The 16675-nt window shown below is 55.1% G+C and carries 19 protein-coding genes and 1 pseudogene; 16 read left to right on the top strand and 4 right to left on the bottom strand.

All coding sequences use genetic code 11. From position 1 onward, the window contains the following. Positions 1–59: 59 nt before the first annotated feature. From GZ1_RS07365 to thrB, 3 genes are read left to right on the top strand one after another with little or no spacing between them, the layout of a single operon-like run. Positions 60–1358, top strand: coding sequence for a homoserine dehydrogenase (locus GZ1_RS07365; protein ID WP_060788232.1), 1299 nt, complete (start codon positions 60–62; stop codon positions 1356–1358). Next, entirely contained in the window at positions 1358–2419 is a 1062-nt protein-coding gene (gene thrC / locus GZ1_RS07360) for a threonine synthase (protein WP_021321785.1), read from the top strand. The genes GZ1_RS07365 and thrC overlap by 1 nt, the downstream gene beginning before the upstream one ends. Next, positions 2416–3330, top strand: a complete 915-nt coding sequence (thrB, locus tag GZ1_RS07355; RefSeq protein WP_014196662.1) for a homoserine kinase — start codon at positions 2416–2418, stop codon at positions 3328–3330. Before thrC ends, thrB begins: the two co-directional genes overlap by 4 nt. A 236-nt stretch (positions 3331–3566) precedes the next feature. On the opposite strand, the gene GZ1_RS07345 is transcribed toward thrB, so the two are convergent. Next, positions 3567–3809: a NifU family protein gene (locus tag GZ1_RS07345; protein WP_011232431.1), complete on the bottom strand. Its 243-nt coding sequence runs from the start codon at positions 3807–3809 to the stop codon at positions 3567–3569. An 84-nt stretch (positions 3810–3893) separates the two neighbouring features. Between GZ1_RS07345 and GZ1_RS07340 the strand changes: the two genes are divergently transcribed. After that, entirely contained in the window at positions 3894–4247 is a 354-nt protein-coding gene (locus GZ1_RS07340) for a YuzD family protein (RefSeq protein WP_015375727.1), read from the top strand. 38 nt (positions 4248–4285) lie between these two features. Here the strand turns inward: GZ1_RS07340 and GZ1_RS07335 are convergent, their stop codons facing one another. Then, on the bottom strand, positions 4286–5356 hold the full coding sequence (locus GZ1_RS07335; RefSeq protein ID WP_011232429.1) for an NAD(P)/FAD-dependent oxidoreductase: 1071 nt from the start codon (positions 5354–5356) through the stop codon (positions 4286–4288). Between the two features lie 169 nt (positions 5357–5525). Between GZ1_RS07335 and GZ1_RS07330 the strand changes: the two genes are divergently transcribed. The 4 genes from GZ1_RS07330 to GZ1_RS07315 all read left to right on the top strand — a co-directional run bounded on the left by GZ1_RS07330 (position 5526) and on the right by GZ1_RS07315 (position 7795). Beyond that, positions 5526–5765 (top strand): YuzB family protein, encoded by a 240-nt coding sequence (locus tag GZ1_RS07330; protein WP_013144336.1) that lies wholly within the window; start codon positions 5526–5528, stop codon positions 5763–5765. A 133-nt stretch (positions 5766–5898) separates the two neighbouring features. Continuing rightward, complete coding sequence (dapF, locus tag GZ1_RS07325) at positions 5899–6771, top strand: diaminopimelate epimerase (RefSeq protein WP_060788230.1); 873 nt, start codon at positions 5899–5901, stop codon at positions 6769–6771. A gap of 141 nt (positions 6772–6912) precedes the next feature. Continuing rightward, on the top strand, positions 6913–7278 hold the full coding sequence (locus tag GZ1_RS07320) for a HesB/IscA family protein (RefSeq protein WP_060788229.1): 366 nt from the start codon (positions 6913–6915) through the stop codon (positions 7276–7278). Between the two features lie 220 nt (positions 7279–7498). After that, on the top strand, positions 7499–7795 hold the full coding sequence (locus GZ1_RS07315; RefSeq protein ID WP_060788228.1) for a LapA family protein: 297 nt from the start codon (positions 7499–7501) through the stop codon (positions 7793–7795). Positions 7796–7963: 168 nt separating this feature from the next. Here GZ1_RS07315 and GZ1_RS07310 read toward each other — a convergent pair whose 3' ends face one another. Further along, on the bottom strand, positions 7964–8962 hold the full coding sequence (locus GZ1_RS07310; protein WP_174520676.1) for an NAD(P)/FAD-dependent oxidoreductase: 999 nt from the start codon (positions 8960–8962) through the stop codon (positions 7964–7966). 281 nt (positions 8963–9243) lie between these two features. Between GZ1_RS07310 and GZ1_RS07305 the strand changes: the two genes are divergently transcribed. The 5 genes from GZ1_RS07305 (at position 9244) to spsC (ending at position 12799) form a co-directional block, all read left to right on the top strand. Next, a complete protein-coding gene (locus GZ1_RS07305; protein ID WP_033006735.1) occupies positions 9244–10467 on the top strand; it encodes an NAD(P)/FAD-dependent oxidoreductase in 1224 nt (407 codons plus the stop codon). A 119-nt stretch (positions 10468–10586) separates the two neighbouring features. Continuing rightward, entirely contained in the window at positions 10587–11090 is a 504-nt protein-coding gene (locus GZ1_RS07300) for an NUDIX domain-containing protein (protein ID WP_041468194.1), read from the top strand. A gap of 123 nt (positions 11091–11213) precedes the next feature. Further along, complete coding sequence (locus GZ1_RS19240) at positions 11214–11351, top strand: YuiA family protein (protein WP_013144343.1); 138 nt, start codon at positions 11214–11216, stop codon at positions 11349–11351. 126 nt (positions 11352–11477) lie between these two features. Next, complete coding sequence (locus GZ1_RS07295) at positions 11478–11801, top strand: YuiB family protein (RefSeq protein WP_013144344.1); 324 nt, start codon at positions 11478–11480, stop codon at positions 11799–11801. Between the two features lie 359 nt (positions 11802–12160). Then, entirely contained in the window at positions 12161–12799 is a 639-nt protein-coding gene (gene spsC, locus GZ1_RS07290) for a stationary phase survival protein SpsC (RefSeq protein WP_033006734.1), read from the top strand. Positions 12800–12816: 17 nt separating this feature from the next. Here the strand turns inward: spsC and GZ1_RS07285 are convergent, their stop codons facing one another. Further along, entirely contained in the window at positions 12817–13629 is an 813-nt protein-coding gene (locus GZ1_RS07285) for a cobalamin-binding protein (protein ID WP_060788247.1), read from the bottom strand. A 177-nt stretch (positions 13630–13806) separates the two neighbouring features. On the opposite strand from GZ1_RS07285, the gene GZ1_RS07280 reads away from it, so the two are divergent. The 3 genes and pseudogenes from GZ1_RS07280 to GZ1_RS07270 form a co-directional block, all read left to right on the top strand. Continuing rightward, the gene (locus GZ1_RS07280; protein ID WP_060788226.1) at positions 13807–15300 is read left to right on the top strand and encodes a leucyl aminopeptidase; all 1494 of its coding nucleotides are present in this window, start codon (positions 13807–13809) and stop codon (positions 15298–15300) included. Positions 15301–15570: 270 nt separating this feature from the next. After that, positions 15571–16191 carry a DUF47 domain-containing protein gene (locus GZ1_RS07275; RefSeq protein ID WP_033016305.1) on the top strand — a complete coding sequence of 207 codons (621 nt, stop codon included), beginning with the start codon at positions 15571–15573 and terminating at the stop codon, positions 16189–16191. 17 nt (positions 16192–16208) lie between these two features. Continuing rightward, positions 16209–16484: pseudogene (locus GZ1_RS07270) on the top strand (inorganic phosphate transporter); the annotation flags it as partial. Positions 16485–16675 lie beyond the last annotated feature (191 nt).

Below are 16675 nucleotides of genomic sequence, written 5' to 3'. Positions count from 1 at the left end.
ATAATGTCTACTATAAAAATACAAATGTCTACTGTGCGTAAACAGAAGGGGCGGGAATCATGGAAAAACCAATTTTGGTCGGATTGTTAGGATTAGGAACGGTCGGGAGCGGCGTAGTCAAAATTATTGAAAACCATCAGGAAAAGTTGATGCATCAGGTTGGCTGCCCGGTGAAGGTGAAAAAAATCCTTGTCCGGGATGTACAGAAACCGCGTGATGTCGCCGTTGACCCGTCGCTCCTTACGACGAGTGCGGCTGAGGTGATTGACGATCCGGACATTGATGTCATCATCGAAGTGATGGGCGGCATTGAGGAGACAAAAGAGTGGCTGTTGCGGGCGCTGCGCCAAGGGAAGCATGTCGTGACCGCCAATAAAGACTTAATGGCCGTCTACGGGTCGGAGCTGCTTCGGGCGGCGGCGGAATACCGCTGCGATTTGTTTTATGAAGCGAGCGTCGCCGGCGGCATTCCGATTTTGCGCAGCTTGGTCGACGGCTTGGCGTCGGACCGGATTACGAAGCTCATGGGCATTGTGAACGGGACGACGAACTACATTTTGACGAAAATGTCGCAAAACGGCGCTTCCTATGAGGACGTGCTCGCCGAAGCGCAGGCGCTCGGGTTTGCGGAAGCCGATCCGACGTCAGACGTCGAAGGGCTGGATGCGGCGCGGAAAATGGCGATTTTGGCCCGCCTGGGCTTTTCAATGGACATCGACTTGGACGATGTGCAAGTGAAAGGCATCACCCAAGTGACGGAGGAAGACTTGAACTACGGGAAGCGGCTCGGCTACACGATGAAATTGATCGGCATCGCCCAGCGCGACGGGCAGAAGGTCGAGGTGAGCGTCCAGCCGACGTTTTTGCCGGATTCGCATCCGTTGGCGTCCGTGCACAACGAATACAATGCGGTGTACGTATACGGCGAAGCGGTCGGAGAGACGATGTTTTACGGGCCGGGGGCCGGGAGCTTGCCGACGGCCACGGCGGTTGTCTCCGACTTGGTCGCGGTGATGAAAAATATGCGCCTTGGCGTCAACGGCCGCTATGCCGTCGCGCCGCAATATGAAAAGCAGTTGAAGACTCCGGCGGAAATTTTCTCGAAATACTTTTTGCGCATTCACGTCAAAGACCAGGTCGGCGCGTTTGCCAAAATTACGACGCTGTTTTCCGAGCGCGGGGTGAGCTTTGAGAAAATTTTGCAATTGCCGCTGAAAGAGGATGGCCTAGCGGAAATCGTCATCGTCACGCATGACGCCTCTCAGCAAGACTACGAAGACATTTTGCAGCAGCTCGGCGATTTGGAAATTGTCGAACGGGTGCAAAGCTCGTATCGAGTGGAAGGAGAGAAACGGTAATGGCATGGAAAGGGCTGCTTGACGCCTACGGCGATTTTTTGCCGCTCTCTGCGGCGACGCCGAGGCTGTCGCTTTGCGAAGGGAATACGCCGCTCATCCCGCTGCCGCGCTTGTCGGAGGAGCTCGGCATTGCGCTCTATGTCAAGGTCGAAGGGGCGAATCCGACCGGTTCGTTTAAAGACCGCGGCATGGTGATGGCGGTGGCCAAGGCGAAAGAGGAAGGAAGCCATACGATCATCTGCGCCTCAACCGGCAATACATCGGCTTCAGCGGCCGCCTATGCGGCGCGCGCCGGCATGCGCTGCCTCGTCGTCGTTCCGAACGGCAAGATCGCTCTCGGCAAGTTGGCGCAAGCCGCCATGTATGGCGCGGAAATTTTTGCGATTGACGGCAACTTTGACGAGGCGCTGAAGATGGTGCGCCGGTTGAGCGAAACGGCGCCGATTACGCTCGTCAACTCGGTCAATCCGTACCGGATCGAAGGGCAAAAAACGGCGGCGTTTGAAGTGTGCGACCAGCTTGGGCGCGCCCCGGACGTGCTCGCCATTCCAGTCGGCAACGCCGGCAACATCACCGCCTATTGGAAAGGGTTTAAGGAGTACCATGAAGCGAAAGGAACGGGCCTGCCGCAAATGCGCGGCTTTGAAGCGGAAGGAGCGGCGGCGATCGTCCGCAACCGGGTGATTGAACAGCCGGAGACGGTGGCGACCGCGATCCGCATCGGCAATCCGGCGAGCTGGGACAAAGCGGTCGAGGCGGCGAGCGAGTCGCGCGGGAAAATTGATGAGGTGAGCGACGCAGAAATTTTGGCCGCCTACAAGCGGCTCGCCCGGACGGAAGGCGTTTTTGCCGAACCGGCGTCATGCGCGGCGATCGCCGGGGTGATCAAGCAGCGCGAACGGAACGAAATCGAACGCGGCAGCCTCGTCGTCGCGGTTCTCACTGGCAACGGATTGAAAGACCCGGCCATCGCCTTGGAGACCGCGGCGATCGAACCGATCGTGCTGCCGAACGATGAACAAGTTGTCTTGGAGCATTTGCAAGGGGTTGTCCGGGCATGAAAGAAGACGAGATGTTGAAGATCGTCGTTCCGGGAAGCACGGCGAACCTAGGTCCAGGATTTGACTCGATTGGGCTCGCGGTCAATCGCTATTTGACGCTTGACGTCCGCTTGGCGGATGCGTGGTCGTTTGCGCCAAAGACAGCGGAAGTGAGCGGTATTCCGCGCGGGACGGACAATTTGGTGTACCAAGTGGCGGCGGAGACGGCGGACGTTTACGGCCGCCGGCTGCCAAGCTGTGCGGTCGATGTGTACAGCGACATTCCGTTTACGCGCGGGCTCGGGAGCAGCGCGGCGGCGGTCGTCGCCGGCATTGAGCTCGCCGACGCGCTGCTTGGGCTTCAGTTGCCGCGCGAGCAAAAGATGGAGTTGGCGACTCGATACGAAGGACATCCGGACAATGTCGGCGCCTCGTTGTACGGGGGGCTTGTCATCGGCTGCTGCCGCGAGGCGGGCGTGGATGTCGTCCATATTCCACAATTGGATGTGGAGCTTGTCGCTATTATTCCGGAGTATGAACTGGAAACGAAAAAAGCGCGCGGGCAGCTGCCGGAACAATGGCCGAGAGAGCGGGCGGTCGAGGCGAGCGCCGTCAGCAACGTTCTCGTCGCCGCGTTGCTCACGAAAAACTGGGAGCTTGCCGGCCGGATGATGGCCGCCGATTTGTTCCATCAGCCGTATCGGAGACAGCTCGTTCCGGAACTCGAGCGGGCGGAGGCGCTCGCTCTTGAATACGGAGCGATCGGTGCGGCGCTGAGCGGAGCGGGGCCGACGGTGCTCGTCTTTGCCGAACCGGGCCAAGGAGAGCGGCTCGCGCGCCGGCTGCGCCCGCATTTTCCGACGTGCGAAATCGCGCGTCTTTCCGTCGAGCCGCGCGGCAGCCGCGTCTACAAGCTGGCGCTTGAAGCTTGAACCTTCTTGGGCGCCGGCGCGAACAGAAGTCCGTTCAGCGGCCTGGCCGTTTCGCCGCCGCGCTTGGGAGCGGGCGAACGATATGACGGTTTTCCTTGCACAATTGGAAGGAAACGAAAACGGAGAAGCGCCCGATCAGGCGGGTTGTGGCTGCCCATCAAAAGCCTCCCCGTCGGCTCGCCGCCCCGCTGGCGATAAAAAAATCCGAACAGCGGCCGCTGTTCGGATTTTTCATATTAAAACACTTGTTCCACTTCGACGACGCCCGGCACTTCTTCAAACAAGGCGCGCTCAATTCCGGCTTTGAGCGTAATCGTCGAGCTCGGGCAGCTGCCGCACGCGCCGAGGAGGCGAAGTTTCACGACGCCGTCTTCGACATCGACGAGTTCGCAGTCGCCGCCGTCGCGAAGCAGGAACGGACGCAGTTTATCCAACACTTCTTGCACTTGTTCTTTGATTTCTTGATCCGTCATTTCCATCGACTCCTTTCCTTAGTTTTTATTATAATCATGGTGACAAAAAAAATCTAATGATAAATTTTGCTTTTGCAAAGGGTGACAACGATGACATTCAAGCCGGTTGAAATTTGTGTGTACGGGGCTGACGTCATTTGCCCGGCATGCGTGCAGCTGCCGTCGTCGAAAGAAACGTACGAGTGGCTCGAGGCCGCGCTGCGCCGCAAGTATCCGGATCAGCCGTTTGTGATGACGTACGTCGACATTTTTGCGCCGCCGGCCGATGACGAGGAGAAGCGGGAGCTCGCGCAGACGATCGTCGAAGAAGATTGGGTGTACCCGGTCGTGGTGATCGAAGGAAACGTCGTCGCCGAAGGCAACCCGCGGCTCAAGGCGATTTGTGCAGAAATGGAAAAATTTGGGTATCAACCGTCGGCGCCGGAAGGGAAAAAGGCGGAATGAACTCCGCCTTTTTCATCGAATAAGGGTCAGTTGTGCTATCAATACCCATGGTGATGCTTGTACATCCACAAAATGCCTGATTTCAACAAACGCGGCACCCGGCCGGTGAGCGGGCGGTCGGCGAGCAAGCCGAAGCCGTGCTTTTTGCCGAGCGAGCCGAGAATGCCTTTTAATTTGATCGGCGGGAATTCGCTCGGTGGTTCTTCTCCGTTCCACCGCTTTTGCAGCACTTGGACGATTTGCTCGGCTTGCGCTTCAGCGAGCTGGGCGCTCGGGGAATGCGGCAGGCTCGCACAGTCGCCGACGACGTAGGCGTTTTCATAGCCGGGGATGTGATGGCGCTTCGTCAGCACGACGCGGCCTTGCTTGTCCTTTTCGACATTCAGTTCGCGGACGACGCGGTTGGGCTGAATGCCGGCCGTCCAGACGATGACGTCGCACTTGACCGGTTCGTCGTGGTTGTACAAGACGCCAGGTTCGACTTTCGTGACGTTGGAGTTGCGGACGATTTCCACCTTGTGTTCCACGAACCATCCTTCCACATAATCGCTCAACCGTTTCGGAAACATCGGCAAAATGCGCTCACCGCGGTCAAACAGCTTGATGTGCAAGTCCGGACGGCTCTCCGCCAGTTCGCTGGCCAGCTCGACGCCGCTCAATCCCGCGCCGACGATGCCGACCGTCGCTTTCGGCGGCAAATTGTTCAGCGCTTCATAGGCGGCGCGCGCCTTATCGATCGACTGGATGCTGTACGTATGCGCCTCGGCGCCCGGCACCCCGTGGTATTTGTCTTCGCAGCCCAATCCGATCACGACATCATCGTAGCGGACGCTGCTCCCATCCTTTAAATGGACGAGCTGCTGGTCGAGATCAATCGAGACGACTTCGCCGAATTGGTACACAAGCTGCGGATGTTCCGGAAACGGGACGCGGATGTGATGGTCGCTGACCGTTCCCGCGGCCAAGGCGTAATATTCCGTTTTTAAACAATGGTACGGAACGCGGTCGATGAGGATAATATGAATGTCGTTTGGCAATTCGTCCGGGAGGAGGCGCTGCAAAATGCGCATATTGCCGTATCCTCCGCCAAGCAATACAAGTTGTCTCATCGTGAAAAATCCCCTTTTGTCGAGTTTCTAAAGCCGACAATGCCATAGAAAAGTATAACGAAATTGTGACAAAAGAACAATCATTTTTCCGCTTCCTTGATCGAACGAGCATGTCCATTGACGTCGCGCCGGAAAACCGCTACGATGGGAAGAGGAAGGTGAACCGCATATGATGTTGCCCATCATCGAATTTTGCATCAGCAACTTAGCCAGCGGGTCGTACAAAGCAATGGAAATGTTGGAAAAGGATCCGAACTTGGACATCATGGAATACAGTTGCTTAAGCTATTGCACACGCTGCGCGGAAACGCTGTTTGCGCTCGTCAACGGCGAGTTTGTCAGCGGCGAAACGCCCGAGCAGCTCGTGGAAAATATTTATCGGCATCTCGAGGAAAACCCAATGTTTTAACGAAAAAAGGAGGATGTCCGCGATGCGGCATCCTCTTCAATGTATAATGAAAAAACGGGGGATATTCCCATTGTGCCCAGGAGATGCCGCCATTATACATGCGAAGCGCAAAAAATGTTCAGGAGGGAGTCATGTGCGTTCTTTTTCGTTTACGAAAATGCACGGATTGGGTAATAGTTACATATACGTCGACTTGTTCCGCGAAACATTGCCCGAGGAGGAGCTGCCGGCGATCGCCCGCAGCGTCGCCGATGTCCACACAGGCATCGGCTCCGATGGCTTGATTCTCATTTGTCCATCGGAGAAAGCGCCACTCAAAATGCGCATTTTTAACAGCGACGGCTCGGAAGGGAAAAACTGCGGCAACGGCTTGCGCTGCGTGGCGAAATACGCGTACGAGCACGGCATCGTCCGCGACCGCACCTTTTTGATTGAAACGCTCTCCGGGCTTGTCGAAGCCCGTGTTGCAGTAGCAGATGGCGAAGTGACAAGCGTGACGGTCGATATGGGCGAGCCGCGCCTTGAGCGCAGCGCCATTCCGATGGTTGGACCAAAAGCGGAACGAGTCGTCGCCGAGCCGTTTGCCATCGCTGGGGGCGAATATGAAATGACGGCGGTGTCCATGGGCAACCCGCATGTGATCTTTTATGTCGACGACATCCGCCGTGCGCCGGTGACGACGCTTGGCCCGCTCGTCGAAAAAGATCCGCGCTTTCCGGAAGGGGTGAACGTCGAGTTTGTCGAAGTGGTGAACGAGCGCGAGCTTCATTTCCGCGTCTGGGAGCGCGGCTCCGGCGTGACGCAGGCGTGCGGGACCGGAGCGTGCGCGGCGGTCGTCGCTTCGGTGTTAAACGGCAAAACGGTGCGCGGGGAGGAAACGGTCGTCCATTTGGCCGGCGGCGATTTAACGATCGTATGGGGGCACGACGGGCGCGTGCGCATGACCGGTCCGGCGGAGACCGTGTGCACCGGCGTTTATTACTACCGAGGCGGGCGGAACGGTTGAGCACCGAAAGGCGAAGACGGTATACTATAAGGGAAGAGGGAGCCATTCAAGACGATTCGCCCTATCCGAGTCGTCGGGCGAATCGGTCGAAAAACGGCCAAGTTGTTTGGCCAGTGTCAACCGTTAAAGGAGGGATCATGGATGGCAGAGGCAGTTATTACGCTGACAGAAGCGGCAGCGTTTCAAATCAAAGATATGATGAAAGAGCAGGGAGAAGAGGGCGCGTACTTGCGCGTCGGCGTCCATGGCGGCGGCTGCAGCGGGTTGTCGTACGGCATGGGCTTTGACCATGAGCGGCGTGAGGATGACATCGAATTTGAGCAGCACGGCATCAAAATTTTGGTGGACCGCGACAGCGCGCCGATTTTGCGCGGAACGGTCATCGACTATAAACAGTCGCTGCTTGGCGGCGGGTTTACGATCAACAATCCGAACGCCATTGCGACATGCGGCTGCGGCTCCTCGTTCCGCACAGCGACCAATGCCGGCACGCCGGAGCAATGCTAAGCAGGCGGGATGACGTCCATCTGCCTGGCAGAGGAAAACGGCCTGCCTTGCCGTGACGTCGGGCTCTTGAGAAGGCCGGTTTTCGCCGCACGGCCGGTTGAAAACGCGGGCGTGTACCGACTGGCGAAATGTTGGAAGGGTGGTCTTTCCCTCACGAAATTGGGGAAAACGGCCGCGCTCCAACATCGGCCTTTTCGGGAGCGCCAAAGGAGGAGAAACGATGAAAGGACAAATCAATGTCATCTTGGCGCTTGTCTTGGCGCTCATTGTGGCGCTGCTGGCGGTGGCGAATGTCGAGCAGGTGACGATCCATTATTTAGTCGGCGAAACCCGCTTGCCGCTCATTATCGTCATTTTAGGTTCGGCCGTCCTTGGCGGCCTTGTCGTCGGCATGCTCGGATGGGTGCGTTTGTTCAGCCTGCGCCGGCAGGTGAAGCTGCTCGAGAGAGAGCGGGAGGAATGGACGAAAAACAAGGCTGGGAATCATGATGGCGAGTCGGTTTCGCTGGAGCGATAGGGATGAGGCACGAGCATGGCGCCCCCAACAAAGAGGGGCGCCTTTTGCTTGAAAAACGGGTGTGGACGGGGCGGGCTATACGAATGGCTCCAATCAGTCGGGATGCAGAAGCTAAGGCGAAATGCCGAGCGCCCCTTCGCTTCCGCTTGTTTTCCCGACGGAGCGCCATTAAAACAGCGATGTCGAGTGTGCCGGCTGCATCCGCGCCGTCGGGTCGATGTACGTTTTGGCGCTGCTGATGGCGATCGGCGCTTCGCCGAAGCCGCAGGCGATCAGCTTGATTTTTCCGTCGTACGTGCAAATGTCGCCCGCCGCATACACGCCGGGGATGTTCGTTTCCATCCGCGAGTTGACTTTGATCGCATTTTTTTCGATGTCAAGCCCCCAGTTTTTGATCGGGCCAAGCGAAGAAATAAAGCCGTAGTTGACAATGACGGCGTCGACATCGACCGTTTCTTTCGTTCCTTCTTTCACATGCTCGAGGATGACTTGGCGGATGGCGTGTTCATCGCCGACGAGTTCAACGGGCACAAACGGCGTTTTCACTTGCACGCTGGACTTCTTGAGCTGCTCGACGCTATGTTCATGGGCGCGGAACTTGTCGCGGCGGTGCACAATCGTGACGCTTTGGGCGATCGGTTCGAGCATGAGCGACCAGTCAACAGCCGAGTCGCCGCCGCCGCAGACGAGCACGCGCTTTCCGGAAAACTGCCCCAAGTCGTTGATGAAGTAATGCAAGTTTTTTCCTTCATAGCGGGAAGCGCTTTCGATTTCGAGCCGACGCGGCTGAAAGGCGCCGTTTCCGGCGGTGATGATGACCGTTTTCGAATAATGGATTTGTTGATTGGTGACGAGTTTAAACGTTCCGTCCTCCTGCTTTTCGAGCGTGTCGACCGACTCGTTTAGGCAGACGGTCGGCGAAAATAGGTTCATCTGCTCTTTCAGCTGGTTGACAAGCTCTTGGGCGCGCACTTTCGGAAATCCGGCGACATCATATATGTATTTTTCCGGATATAACGCGGCCAGCTGCCCTCCAAGCTGCGGAAGGCTTTCGATAATTTTGACTTTCATTTGCCGCAAGCCGCCGTAAAACGCGGCAAACATCCCAGTCGGCCCGCCGCCGATGATCGTGACGTCATACATCGTGCGATCTTCTTTCATCAACATCCCTCCCTGCATGAAATGGATGGCTGCACAACTCTATCTTACCATAAATCGACGCTGTCCAAACGAAAGAAATTTTTTAGGACAAAACGGCGAAAAAAGTCTTGAAATGGGAAAGAAAAACGACTAATATGATGAGTGGAGAAATTGTTAACGTTTTGTGACAGTCTCCCGACATTTTTTTGGCAAGGAACGTGAAGTATTTCACAAATTTTGCTCAATAAAAACGGGGGCCGCAGCAAAAGCTATAAGAAACGTGTGGAAAAAAATTAAAAAGGGTGGAAGTGATTCAGGTGAGAAAACCAAACGTTGTCATTTTAGGCGCTGGCTATGGCGGGTTGATGACGACCGTTCGCCTGCAAAAGCTCATCGGCGTGAACGAAGCGAACATTACGCTCGTCAACAAGCACGATTACCATTATGAGACGACATGGCTTCATGAGGCGTCGGCCGGGACGCTGCATCATGACCGTGTCCGCTATCCGATCCGCGATGTCATCGACCGGAACAAAGTGAAATTCATCCAAGATACGGTGACGAAAATCATTCCAAATGAAAAGAAAGTGCTGCTTGAAAACGGCGAGCTGACGTACGATTATCTCGTCATTGCCCTTGGGTTTGAATCAGAAACGTTCGGCATCAAAGGGTTGAAGGAATACGCATTTTCGATCGCCAATGTCGACGCCGCGCGGCAAATCCGCGAACATATCGAATACCAGTTTGCGACGTACAACGCGGAAGAGGAAAAGAAAGAGGAGCGATTGACGATCGTCGTCGGCGGGGCGGGATTTACCGGCATTGAATTTTTAGGCGAGCTCGCCAACCGGATGCCGGAGCTGTGCCGCGAGTATGACATCGACCCGCACAAAGTGCGCATCATTTGCGTGGAGGCGGCGCCCACGGCGCTGCCGGGCTTCGATCCGGAGCTCGTCGAGTACGCGGTCAGCCAGCTTGAGCGCAAAGGAGTCGAGTTTCGAATCGGCACGGCGATTAAGGAATGCACGCCGGATGGCATCATTGTCGCCAAAGGTGATGATGTCGAGGAAATTAAAGCCGGCACAGTCATTTGGGCGGCCGGCGTGCGCGGCAGCCGCGTCATCGAGGAATCTGGATTTGAAGCGGCGCGGGCGCGCATTAAAGTGGACCCGTACTTGCGTGTCCCGGGGCATGAAGACATTTTCGTCGTCGGCGACTGTTCGCTCGTGATTGATGAAGAAACGAACCGCCCGTATCCGCCGACGGCGCAAATCGCCATGCAAGAAGGCCAGCTGTGCGCGAAAAACTTGGCGGTGCTCATCCGTGGACAAGGGGAGCTGGAGCCGTTTAAGCCGGATATTAAAGGGACGGTTTGCTCGCTTGGCCATGATGATGCCATCGGCGTCGTGTTCGGCAAAAAGCTGTGGGGCGCCAAAGCGAGCTTCATGAAAAAAGTGATTGACAACCGCGCCCTGTATTTGATCGGCGGTTCGTCGCTTGTGATGAAAAAAGGCAAATTTAAATTTTTCTAATCGATCCAAAAAGCTCCCGTGATGGCGGGAGCTTTTTGCATGGCAACGAAACAGGGATCCGCCGCTCGATTGTCGAAATACAAACAGTGCATAACGATCGGGAGAAAAGGATGAGGACGATGGACAACAAACGAGGAAACGTTTGGATTGCGGCGGCCGGACTGGTCATAAACGAGAGCGGGGAATGGCTCGTTGTCAAGAAAAAATACAGCGGGCTAAAAGGCAAATGGTCGCTGCCGGCCGGGTTCGTAAAGCCGGGGGAAATGCTTGATGAGGCGGCGGTTCGGGAAGTGAAGGAAGAAACGGGGATCGACGCCGAACCGGTCGCGCTTCTTGGCTTGCGCACCGGCGTCATCGCTGGGGAGATCAGCGACAATATGGCGATTTTTCTGTTGCGCCCGCTCTCGCGCGACATCGTCGTGCAGACGGATGAGCTGTATGCCGCCGCGTTTTTCAGCAAAACGGCGCTTCAGAATGATCCGAACACATCAGGCTTGCTTCGCTATTTGTTGGCGCTCGAGCCGCTTGATTCCCTTTCGCTGCATGATGGACTCAATCCCGGCGATCCGTTCGGCTACACGAAATACCGCCTTTACTTCGAATCATCGAAATTGAAAGAATAGTCAAGAAAATAAAAGCGATCGAAAGATGTATCCGCTTACACGGACGAAAATGGGGGAGAATCGCCGTTTGTTTTTACAGAAAATTTTGATATATTAACAAAAAAGAAACGGAGGGGAACATCGATGACAAAAACATGGACCATAAACGACTGCCCGTACTGCGAGGGGCATGGATACGTTCAGCTGCTTTTGGGCGGATCGGAAACGTGCTACAGTTGCCAAGGAACCGGAAGCGATGGCGAAGAGGATGACGACCATTGACGTTCGTCTGAGGATATGAAACATCGTTTGGAAACAATCAGGCGATCATAAAGAAGAGAACGAACATTGACGGTCATCCGCCCGATCCAGTACACTGAAAACGGGTGTACGGGAGGTGAAGGGCGGATGCAAATGAGTTTGCCAGTCGTATTGATTTCGATGGTATTGTTTTTCGTTTTGTTTTTTGGCATTGGTTTTTTGTTGAACATGATTTTGCGCATGACGTGGATTTTGGCGGTCTGCTTTCCGTTGATTGCGGTTTTCATTATTGATGATGTGCCGTTGACGCGCTATTTCACCGCGCCGTCCGAGGCGTTCGCCGCGCTCGGCCGGAAGATCGCTTCGCTGGCGGCGGCGGATCTGTTGATTTTGTCAAGCGGCTTTGCCGGCGCTCTTTGCGCCGGATGGGCGATCCGCACGCTGCGGGCGAAAGGGTATCAAATGTTTTAAAGCGTCTCTGCCCTGCAGAGGCGTTTTTTTTTTTTGGCTTTTCGTCGGAAGCGGCGCTTGATTTTTTCAGAACATGCCCTTTTGCAGGGAAAATTGAGCAATGACTTCGGCATCCTTGCTCCGGAAACGATATCGCTTGTCCAGTATATGTTGCGGTGAGGACTCTTTTTGGCGGACAGGCTGATGATGGCGTTTGTGCGGAGCGGATGTGTCGGGCAATAGCCGTTGCCGAGGATGCTTGCGCCAAAGCCGTTCATCGACGTGGTGAAGCTGGCGGCTTGTTCGTTTTTTGCCGTCTTCGCAATGAATATTTCGATTTTGGATGGAGATAAATAGAGGTGTGAGAGGAGTTGAGAGCATTGAATGGATTTAGGCAGTTCGTGCGCCGAACCGCGATGACGCTGCTGTTTTTGGCGGCGCTCTTGGCGACATTCGAGTCCGTTTCCGGGGTTGACGCGAAGACGGTTCTCCATCCCTTTCCGAGCGCTTTATCGATGGATCATCAGCCCATTTGGGGAATGAAAGAGCTCGCGAAAAACGGGGGCCGCTCCGTTTTGCGGCTTGAGGATCATTTTGACTGGTCAAAATATCCATCTGTTGAAGTGATCGCCACCGGCTATACAGCCGGCATTGAATCGACCGGGAAAACGCCCGATCACCCTGAGTATGGCATCACCTACTCCGGCGTCCGCGTCAAGCGCGACCTGTATTCGACGATTGCTGCCGATTTATCGATCTTTCCGATCGGCACGATTTTGTTCATCCCTGGATACGGATTCGGCGTCGTCGCCGACAAAGGCGGGGCGATCAAAGGCCATCGTCTTGATTTATATTACGAAACCGTGGAAGATGTCTATAAATATTGGGGAAAAAGGAAAGTGCAAGTTTACATTATCCAAAAAGGGGACGGCACGCTGTCGGAGGAAGAATTGACGCGGTTGAACGAGGATGAAACGATGCAAGTGTTCCGGCAGCAATATTTGGAATCGAAAAGCTGAAAAAGGGCTCCCGCCCGTCAGCGGCCAAGAAGCGGATCGCTGTCGTCAGCGGGAGGAAACAGCGCCGGATGCAAAAGCGGCGCCAATTTTTTTAATCCGACCAAGAGGCGCGGAGACGGCCGGCAATAGAGCGATTCTTCTAAAATGTGGATGTTCCCGGTGCGGACCGCCTCGGCCTGTTGGGCATTCGGGCGCGCCGTGACGGCTTTCGGGCTCATTTTTTTTGTCTGCACGCCGACCCAAACGAGCAAGATGTGCGACGGATTGCGGGCGAGAACGTCTTCCCATTCCGTTTGAACGCTCGCTTGCGGGATGTCGGAGAAAATGTTGCGCCCGCCGGCGAGTTCGCTTAGTTCGCTCAGCCAGTTTGCCCCGCCCGGCGTGAAAATCGGCCGCGGCCACCATTCCCAATAGAGGCGAGCCGGCTCCGCCACCGTTGCGGCCCGCTCGCGGTATTCGCTGAGAAATGCGCGGTAGCGGCGGACGAGGTCGGCCGCTTTTTTCGTTTCGCCAAGCGCCTCGCCGAGCTGAAGGAGATCGTTGGCGATGTCCTCAAGCGAATTCGGCGCCAGCACGAGATGCGGGAGCCCGCGCCGTTTGAGTTCCTCGACGTTGCGCTCCATGCCGGGCACGCTTAAAGAGGCGACGACCAGGTCAGGCTTGAGCGCCTCGACGCGGTCCATATCAATGTGCAAATCCGGCCCGACGTTTGGCAGCTGCTTCACCTCGGGCGGCCAGTCGGACGAATCGTCGACGGCGGCGACATCGTCAAGGCGGCCGAGATAGGCGATCAGTTCGGTGTTGCTTGGACATAAGGAAACGATTTTCAACGGCATCGGTCCTTTCTGCATCGGAGTATGGTTATCCATTCGCCCCATCCCGCCTTTTTCCCTCTTTCGCCCCCCTTGTTTTTAAATATGGCGAATTCATCCATTAGATGATCGAAATAATTGGCTTGTTTCGCTATAATGAAGACGGGAAGGCATAATCATAGAAAGGATGAGACGATGTTTACGGTAAAGCCATTGCCGTCTGTCGAAACGAACGAGGAAGCGTTGGTCATCGGCTTGTTTGAAGGGGGGCAGCCGTTTGCCGGCCTTGCCGGCGAGTATGACGCCCGCCTTGGCGGACAGCTGTCCGGACTGTGGAAGGAAGGCGACATTTCCGCGAAACGGGGGCGCATCGCCACCGTTCATCCATTTTTGCCGATGGGGGCGAAGCGGTTGTATTTCGTCGGTCTCGGCAAAAAAGAGGAGCTGACGTTTGCGCGGCTGCGCGAGGTGTTCGGCAAGCTGTTTCGCGCGTTGAAGCAGGCGAAGCGGACGAAAGCGGCGGTCGCGCTTGACACGTTTACGGCCGGGGACGTCGACGAAAACGAAGCCGCGCATGCGCTTGCCGAAGCGTATTATTTGGCGACGTATGAGTTCCCGGGATACAAGCAAAACAGGCGAGAGCGGGACTATGAGATGAAATCGCTCACCGTTTATACGGGGGCGGACGCAGCGGACATCGAGGCGAGCTTGTTCGTCGGTTCGGTATACGGGAAGGCGACGAACTCGGCGCGCACGCTCGTCAACACGCCGGGGAATTTGCTGACGGCGTCCGATTTGGCGGATTATGCCGTAAAGCTCGCGAACCGATACGATTTTGACTATGAAGTTTTGGAGAAAGAAGACATGGAGCGGCTCGGCATGGGAGCGCTTTTGGCCGTCAATCAAGGCTCGAAACAGCCGCCCAAACTGATCGTCTTAAAATACCAAGGAAAAGACGAGTGGGAAGACGTGATCGCCCTCGTCGGCAAAGGGGTGACGTTCGATACGGGCGGCTATTGTTTGAAGCCGCGCGATGGCATGGTCGACATGAAAACCGATATGGCCGGCGCGGCGGCGGTGCTCGGGGCGATGGAAGCCATCGGCGAACTGCGGCCGGAACAAAACGTGCTCGCCGTCATTCCGGCGACCGACAATATGATCAGCGGCGAGGCGTTCAAGCCGGACGATGTCATTACGTCGCTGTCCGGAAAAACGATCGAAGTCCGCAACACGGACGCTGAAGGACGGCTCATTTTGGCCGATGCGGTGACTTATGCGAAACAGCACGGCGCCAGCTATATCATCGATGTCGCCACGCTGACAGGCGGAGTGATCGTCGCCCTTGGCACGGACAAAACAGGGGCGATGACGAACAACGAGGCGCTGTTTGAGCAATTGCTTGAAGCATCGATGGAAACCGGGGAGTTCATTTGGCGGCTGCCGATCACCGAACACGACCGCGAGCGGGTGCGAAGCAGCAAAATCGCCGATTTGAACAACTCTCCGGGGCGCGAAGGGCACGTCATTATGGGCGGGGCGTTTATTGGCGAGTTTGCCGAAGACACCCCGTGGGTGCATTTGGACATTGCCGGCACGGCGACTGCAAAGAAAGATGGCGACCTCGGCCCGGCTGGGGCGACGGGTGTCATGGTGCGGACGCTCACCGCGTTTGTTGAACGGTTTGAATAAGCAAGACGCAAGCGGCGCTGCGATCGCCTAATTCAAGCAGGACGGGCTGAGCCGGCGGCCGCGCGATGTCGAATGGGAAAGCCGAAGCAAATGTGCATAGCTTCGGCTTTTGTTTGGCACGCTACATAATACATGGGCAGGAAAAGCGAACAAAATGTAAAGGTAATGTAAATTTTGTGTAAAATTTTTGATTGTCTTATTGTAAATGCTGTGTAAATTACTACAATAAGTATCGGTGATTTTCGATTTCTGAGATGGAGGGTGGCCTCAATGATCTTTTCCCCAAAAAAGGACGTTTTCTTCGACATGTTGTTTAAGATTTCGGAAAATGTCAAGGAAGCAGCCCAATACTTTGTTGAGTATAAAATCCGAGGCGTGAGCGACTTGAAAGAATTCGCCCGCGTCATGAAAGAGTATGAACGGAAAGGCGATTCGTTCATCCATGAGCTTGTCGTCCAATTGAACAAAACGTTCATTACGCCGATTGAACGGGAGGACATCCATCAGCTGGCGATGAAAATGGATGATGTGCTTGACGGGCTTGAACAATGCTCCGCCCGGTTTGAAATGTTCTCATTCACGGACATTGACGAACATATGGTGAAGTTCTTCGACTATATTTACCAAAGCACGATCGAAATCGTTCATGCGCTCGAACTGCTGTCGCACAAAAAGTTGCTTGACATGCGCCAGCACGCCATTAAAATCAAGGATTACGAAACGAAATGCGACGAAATTTTGCGCGCTTCGATCAAAAACTTGTTTGTGACGCAAAAAGACCCGATTAAGCTCATCCAATACAAAGAGCTTTACGAAATGTTGGAAGAGATTGCTGACAGCTGTGAAGATGTCGCGAATACGCTCGAGACGATCATTATGCGCAACGCGTAAAAGGGGACGTTGTTTTTATGGATATGATTTTAGTCTTGACGATATTCATTGTGGTTTTCGCGTTGGCGTTTGACTTTATTAACGGGTTTCACGATACCGCGAACGCCATTGCGACGTCGGTGTCGACGAGAGCGCTCACGCCGCGCCAAGCCATTATTTTGGCTGCAACGATGAACTTTATCGGCGCGCTCACCTTCACCGGTGTCGCCAAAACGATTACGAAAGACATTGTCGATCCATTCACCCTTGAGAACGGTTCTCTCGTCATTTTGGCAGCGCTGGTTGAGTCAGTCAAGACTTTGTGGAGAACATTTTTTCGGTTCACTACGGGCGTTGTCAATCACTAGTTAGCGAACCATTTTCAGGAATTGATATCGTAAGCGCTTTCGGACTCTCATCCCTCATCTTGAGGTGATGATATTGTATTCCATTTTTTTACACCCAACCACCATCCCGGAGCGCCGACAACGCTTGATGGATCGGC

Source organism: Geobacillus zalihae NBRC 101842, assembly GCF_001544135.1.
GTDB lineage: Bacteria > Bacillota > Bacilli > Bacillales > Anoxybacillaceae > Geobacillus > Geobacillus zalihae.
The sequence above is the reverse complement of the archived record's forward strand: the minus strand, read 5'-3'. Positions and strand labels throughout refer to the sequence as shown.

Excerpts from the sequence above, each read along its gene's own strand:
- thrC (WP_021321785.1), top strand. The coding sequence starts at position 1,358 with ATGGCATGGAAAGGGCTGCTTGACGCCTACGGCGATTTTTTGCCGCTC.
- GZ1_RS07335 (WP_011232429.1), bottom strand. The coding sequence starts at position 5,356 with ATGAGACAACTTGTATTGCTTGGCGGAGGATACGGCAATATGCGCATT.
- GZ1_RS07315 (WP_060788228.1), top strand. The coding sequence starts at position 7,499 with ATGAAAGGACAAATCAATGTCATCTTGGCGCTTGTCTTGGCGCTCATT.
- GZ1_RS07340 (WP_015375727.1), top strand. The coding sequence starts at position 3,894 with ATGACATTCAAGCCGGTTGAAATTTGTGTGTACGGGGCTGACGTCATT.
- GZ1_RS07310 (WP_174520676.1), bottom strand. The coding sequence starts at position 8,962 with ATGTTGATGAAAGAAGATCGCACGATGTATGACGTCACGATCATCGGC.
- GZ1_RS07275 (WP_033016305.1), top strand. The coding sequence starts at position 15,571 with ATGATCTTTTCCCCAAAAAAGGACGTTTTCTTCGACATGTTGTTTAAG.
- GZ1_RS07345 (WP_011232431.1), bottom strand. The coding sequence starts at position 3,809 with ATGGAAATGACGGATCAAGAAATCAAAGAACAAGTGCAAGAAGTGTTG.
- GZ1_RS19240 (WP_013144343.1), top strand. The coding sequence starts at position 11,214 with ATGACAAAAACATGGACCATAAACGACTGCCCGTACTGCGAGGGGCAT.
- GZ1_RS07280 (WP_060788226.1), top strand. The coding sequence starts at position 13,807 with ATGTTTACGGTAAAGCCATTGCCGTCTGTCGAAACGAACGAGGAAGCG.
- GZ1_RS07365 (WP_060788232.1), top strand. The coding sequence starts at position 60 with ATGGAAAAACCAATTTTGGTCGGATTGTTAGGATTAGGAACGGTCGGG.
- thrB (WP_014196662.1), top strand. The coding sequence starts at position 2,416 with ATGAAAGAAGACGAGATGTTGAAGATCGTCGTTCCGGGAAGCACGGCG.
- GZ1_RS07295 (WP_013144344.1), top strand. The coding sequence starts at position 11,478 with ATGCAAATGAGTTTGCCAGTCGTATTGATTTCGATGGTATTGTTTTTC.
- GZ1_RS07330 (WP_013144336.1), top strand. The coding sequence starts at position 5,526 with ATGATGTTGCCCATCATCGAATTTTGCATCAGCAACTTAGCCAGCGGG.
- GZ1_RS07300 (WP_041468194.1), top strand. The coding sequence starts at position 10,587 with ATGGACAACAAACGAGGAAACGTTTGGATTGCGGCGGCCGGACTGGTC.
- GZ1_RS07320 (WP_060788229.1), top strand. The coding sequence starts at position 6,913 with ATGGCAGAGGCAGTTATTACGCTGACAGAAGCGGCAGCGTTTCAAATC.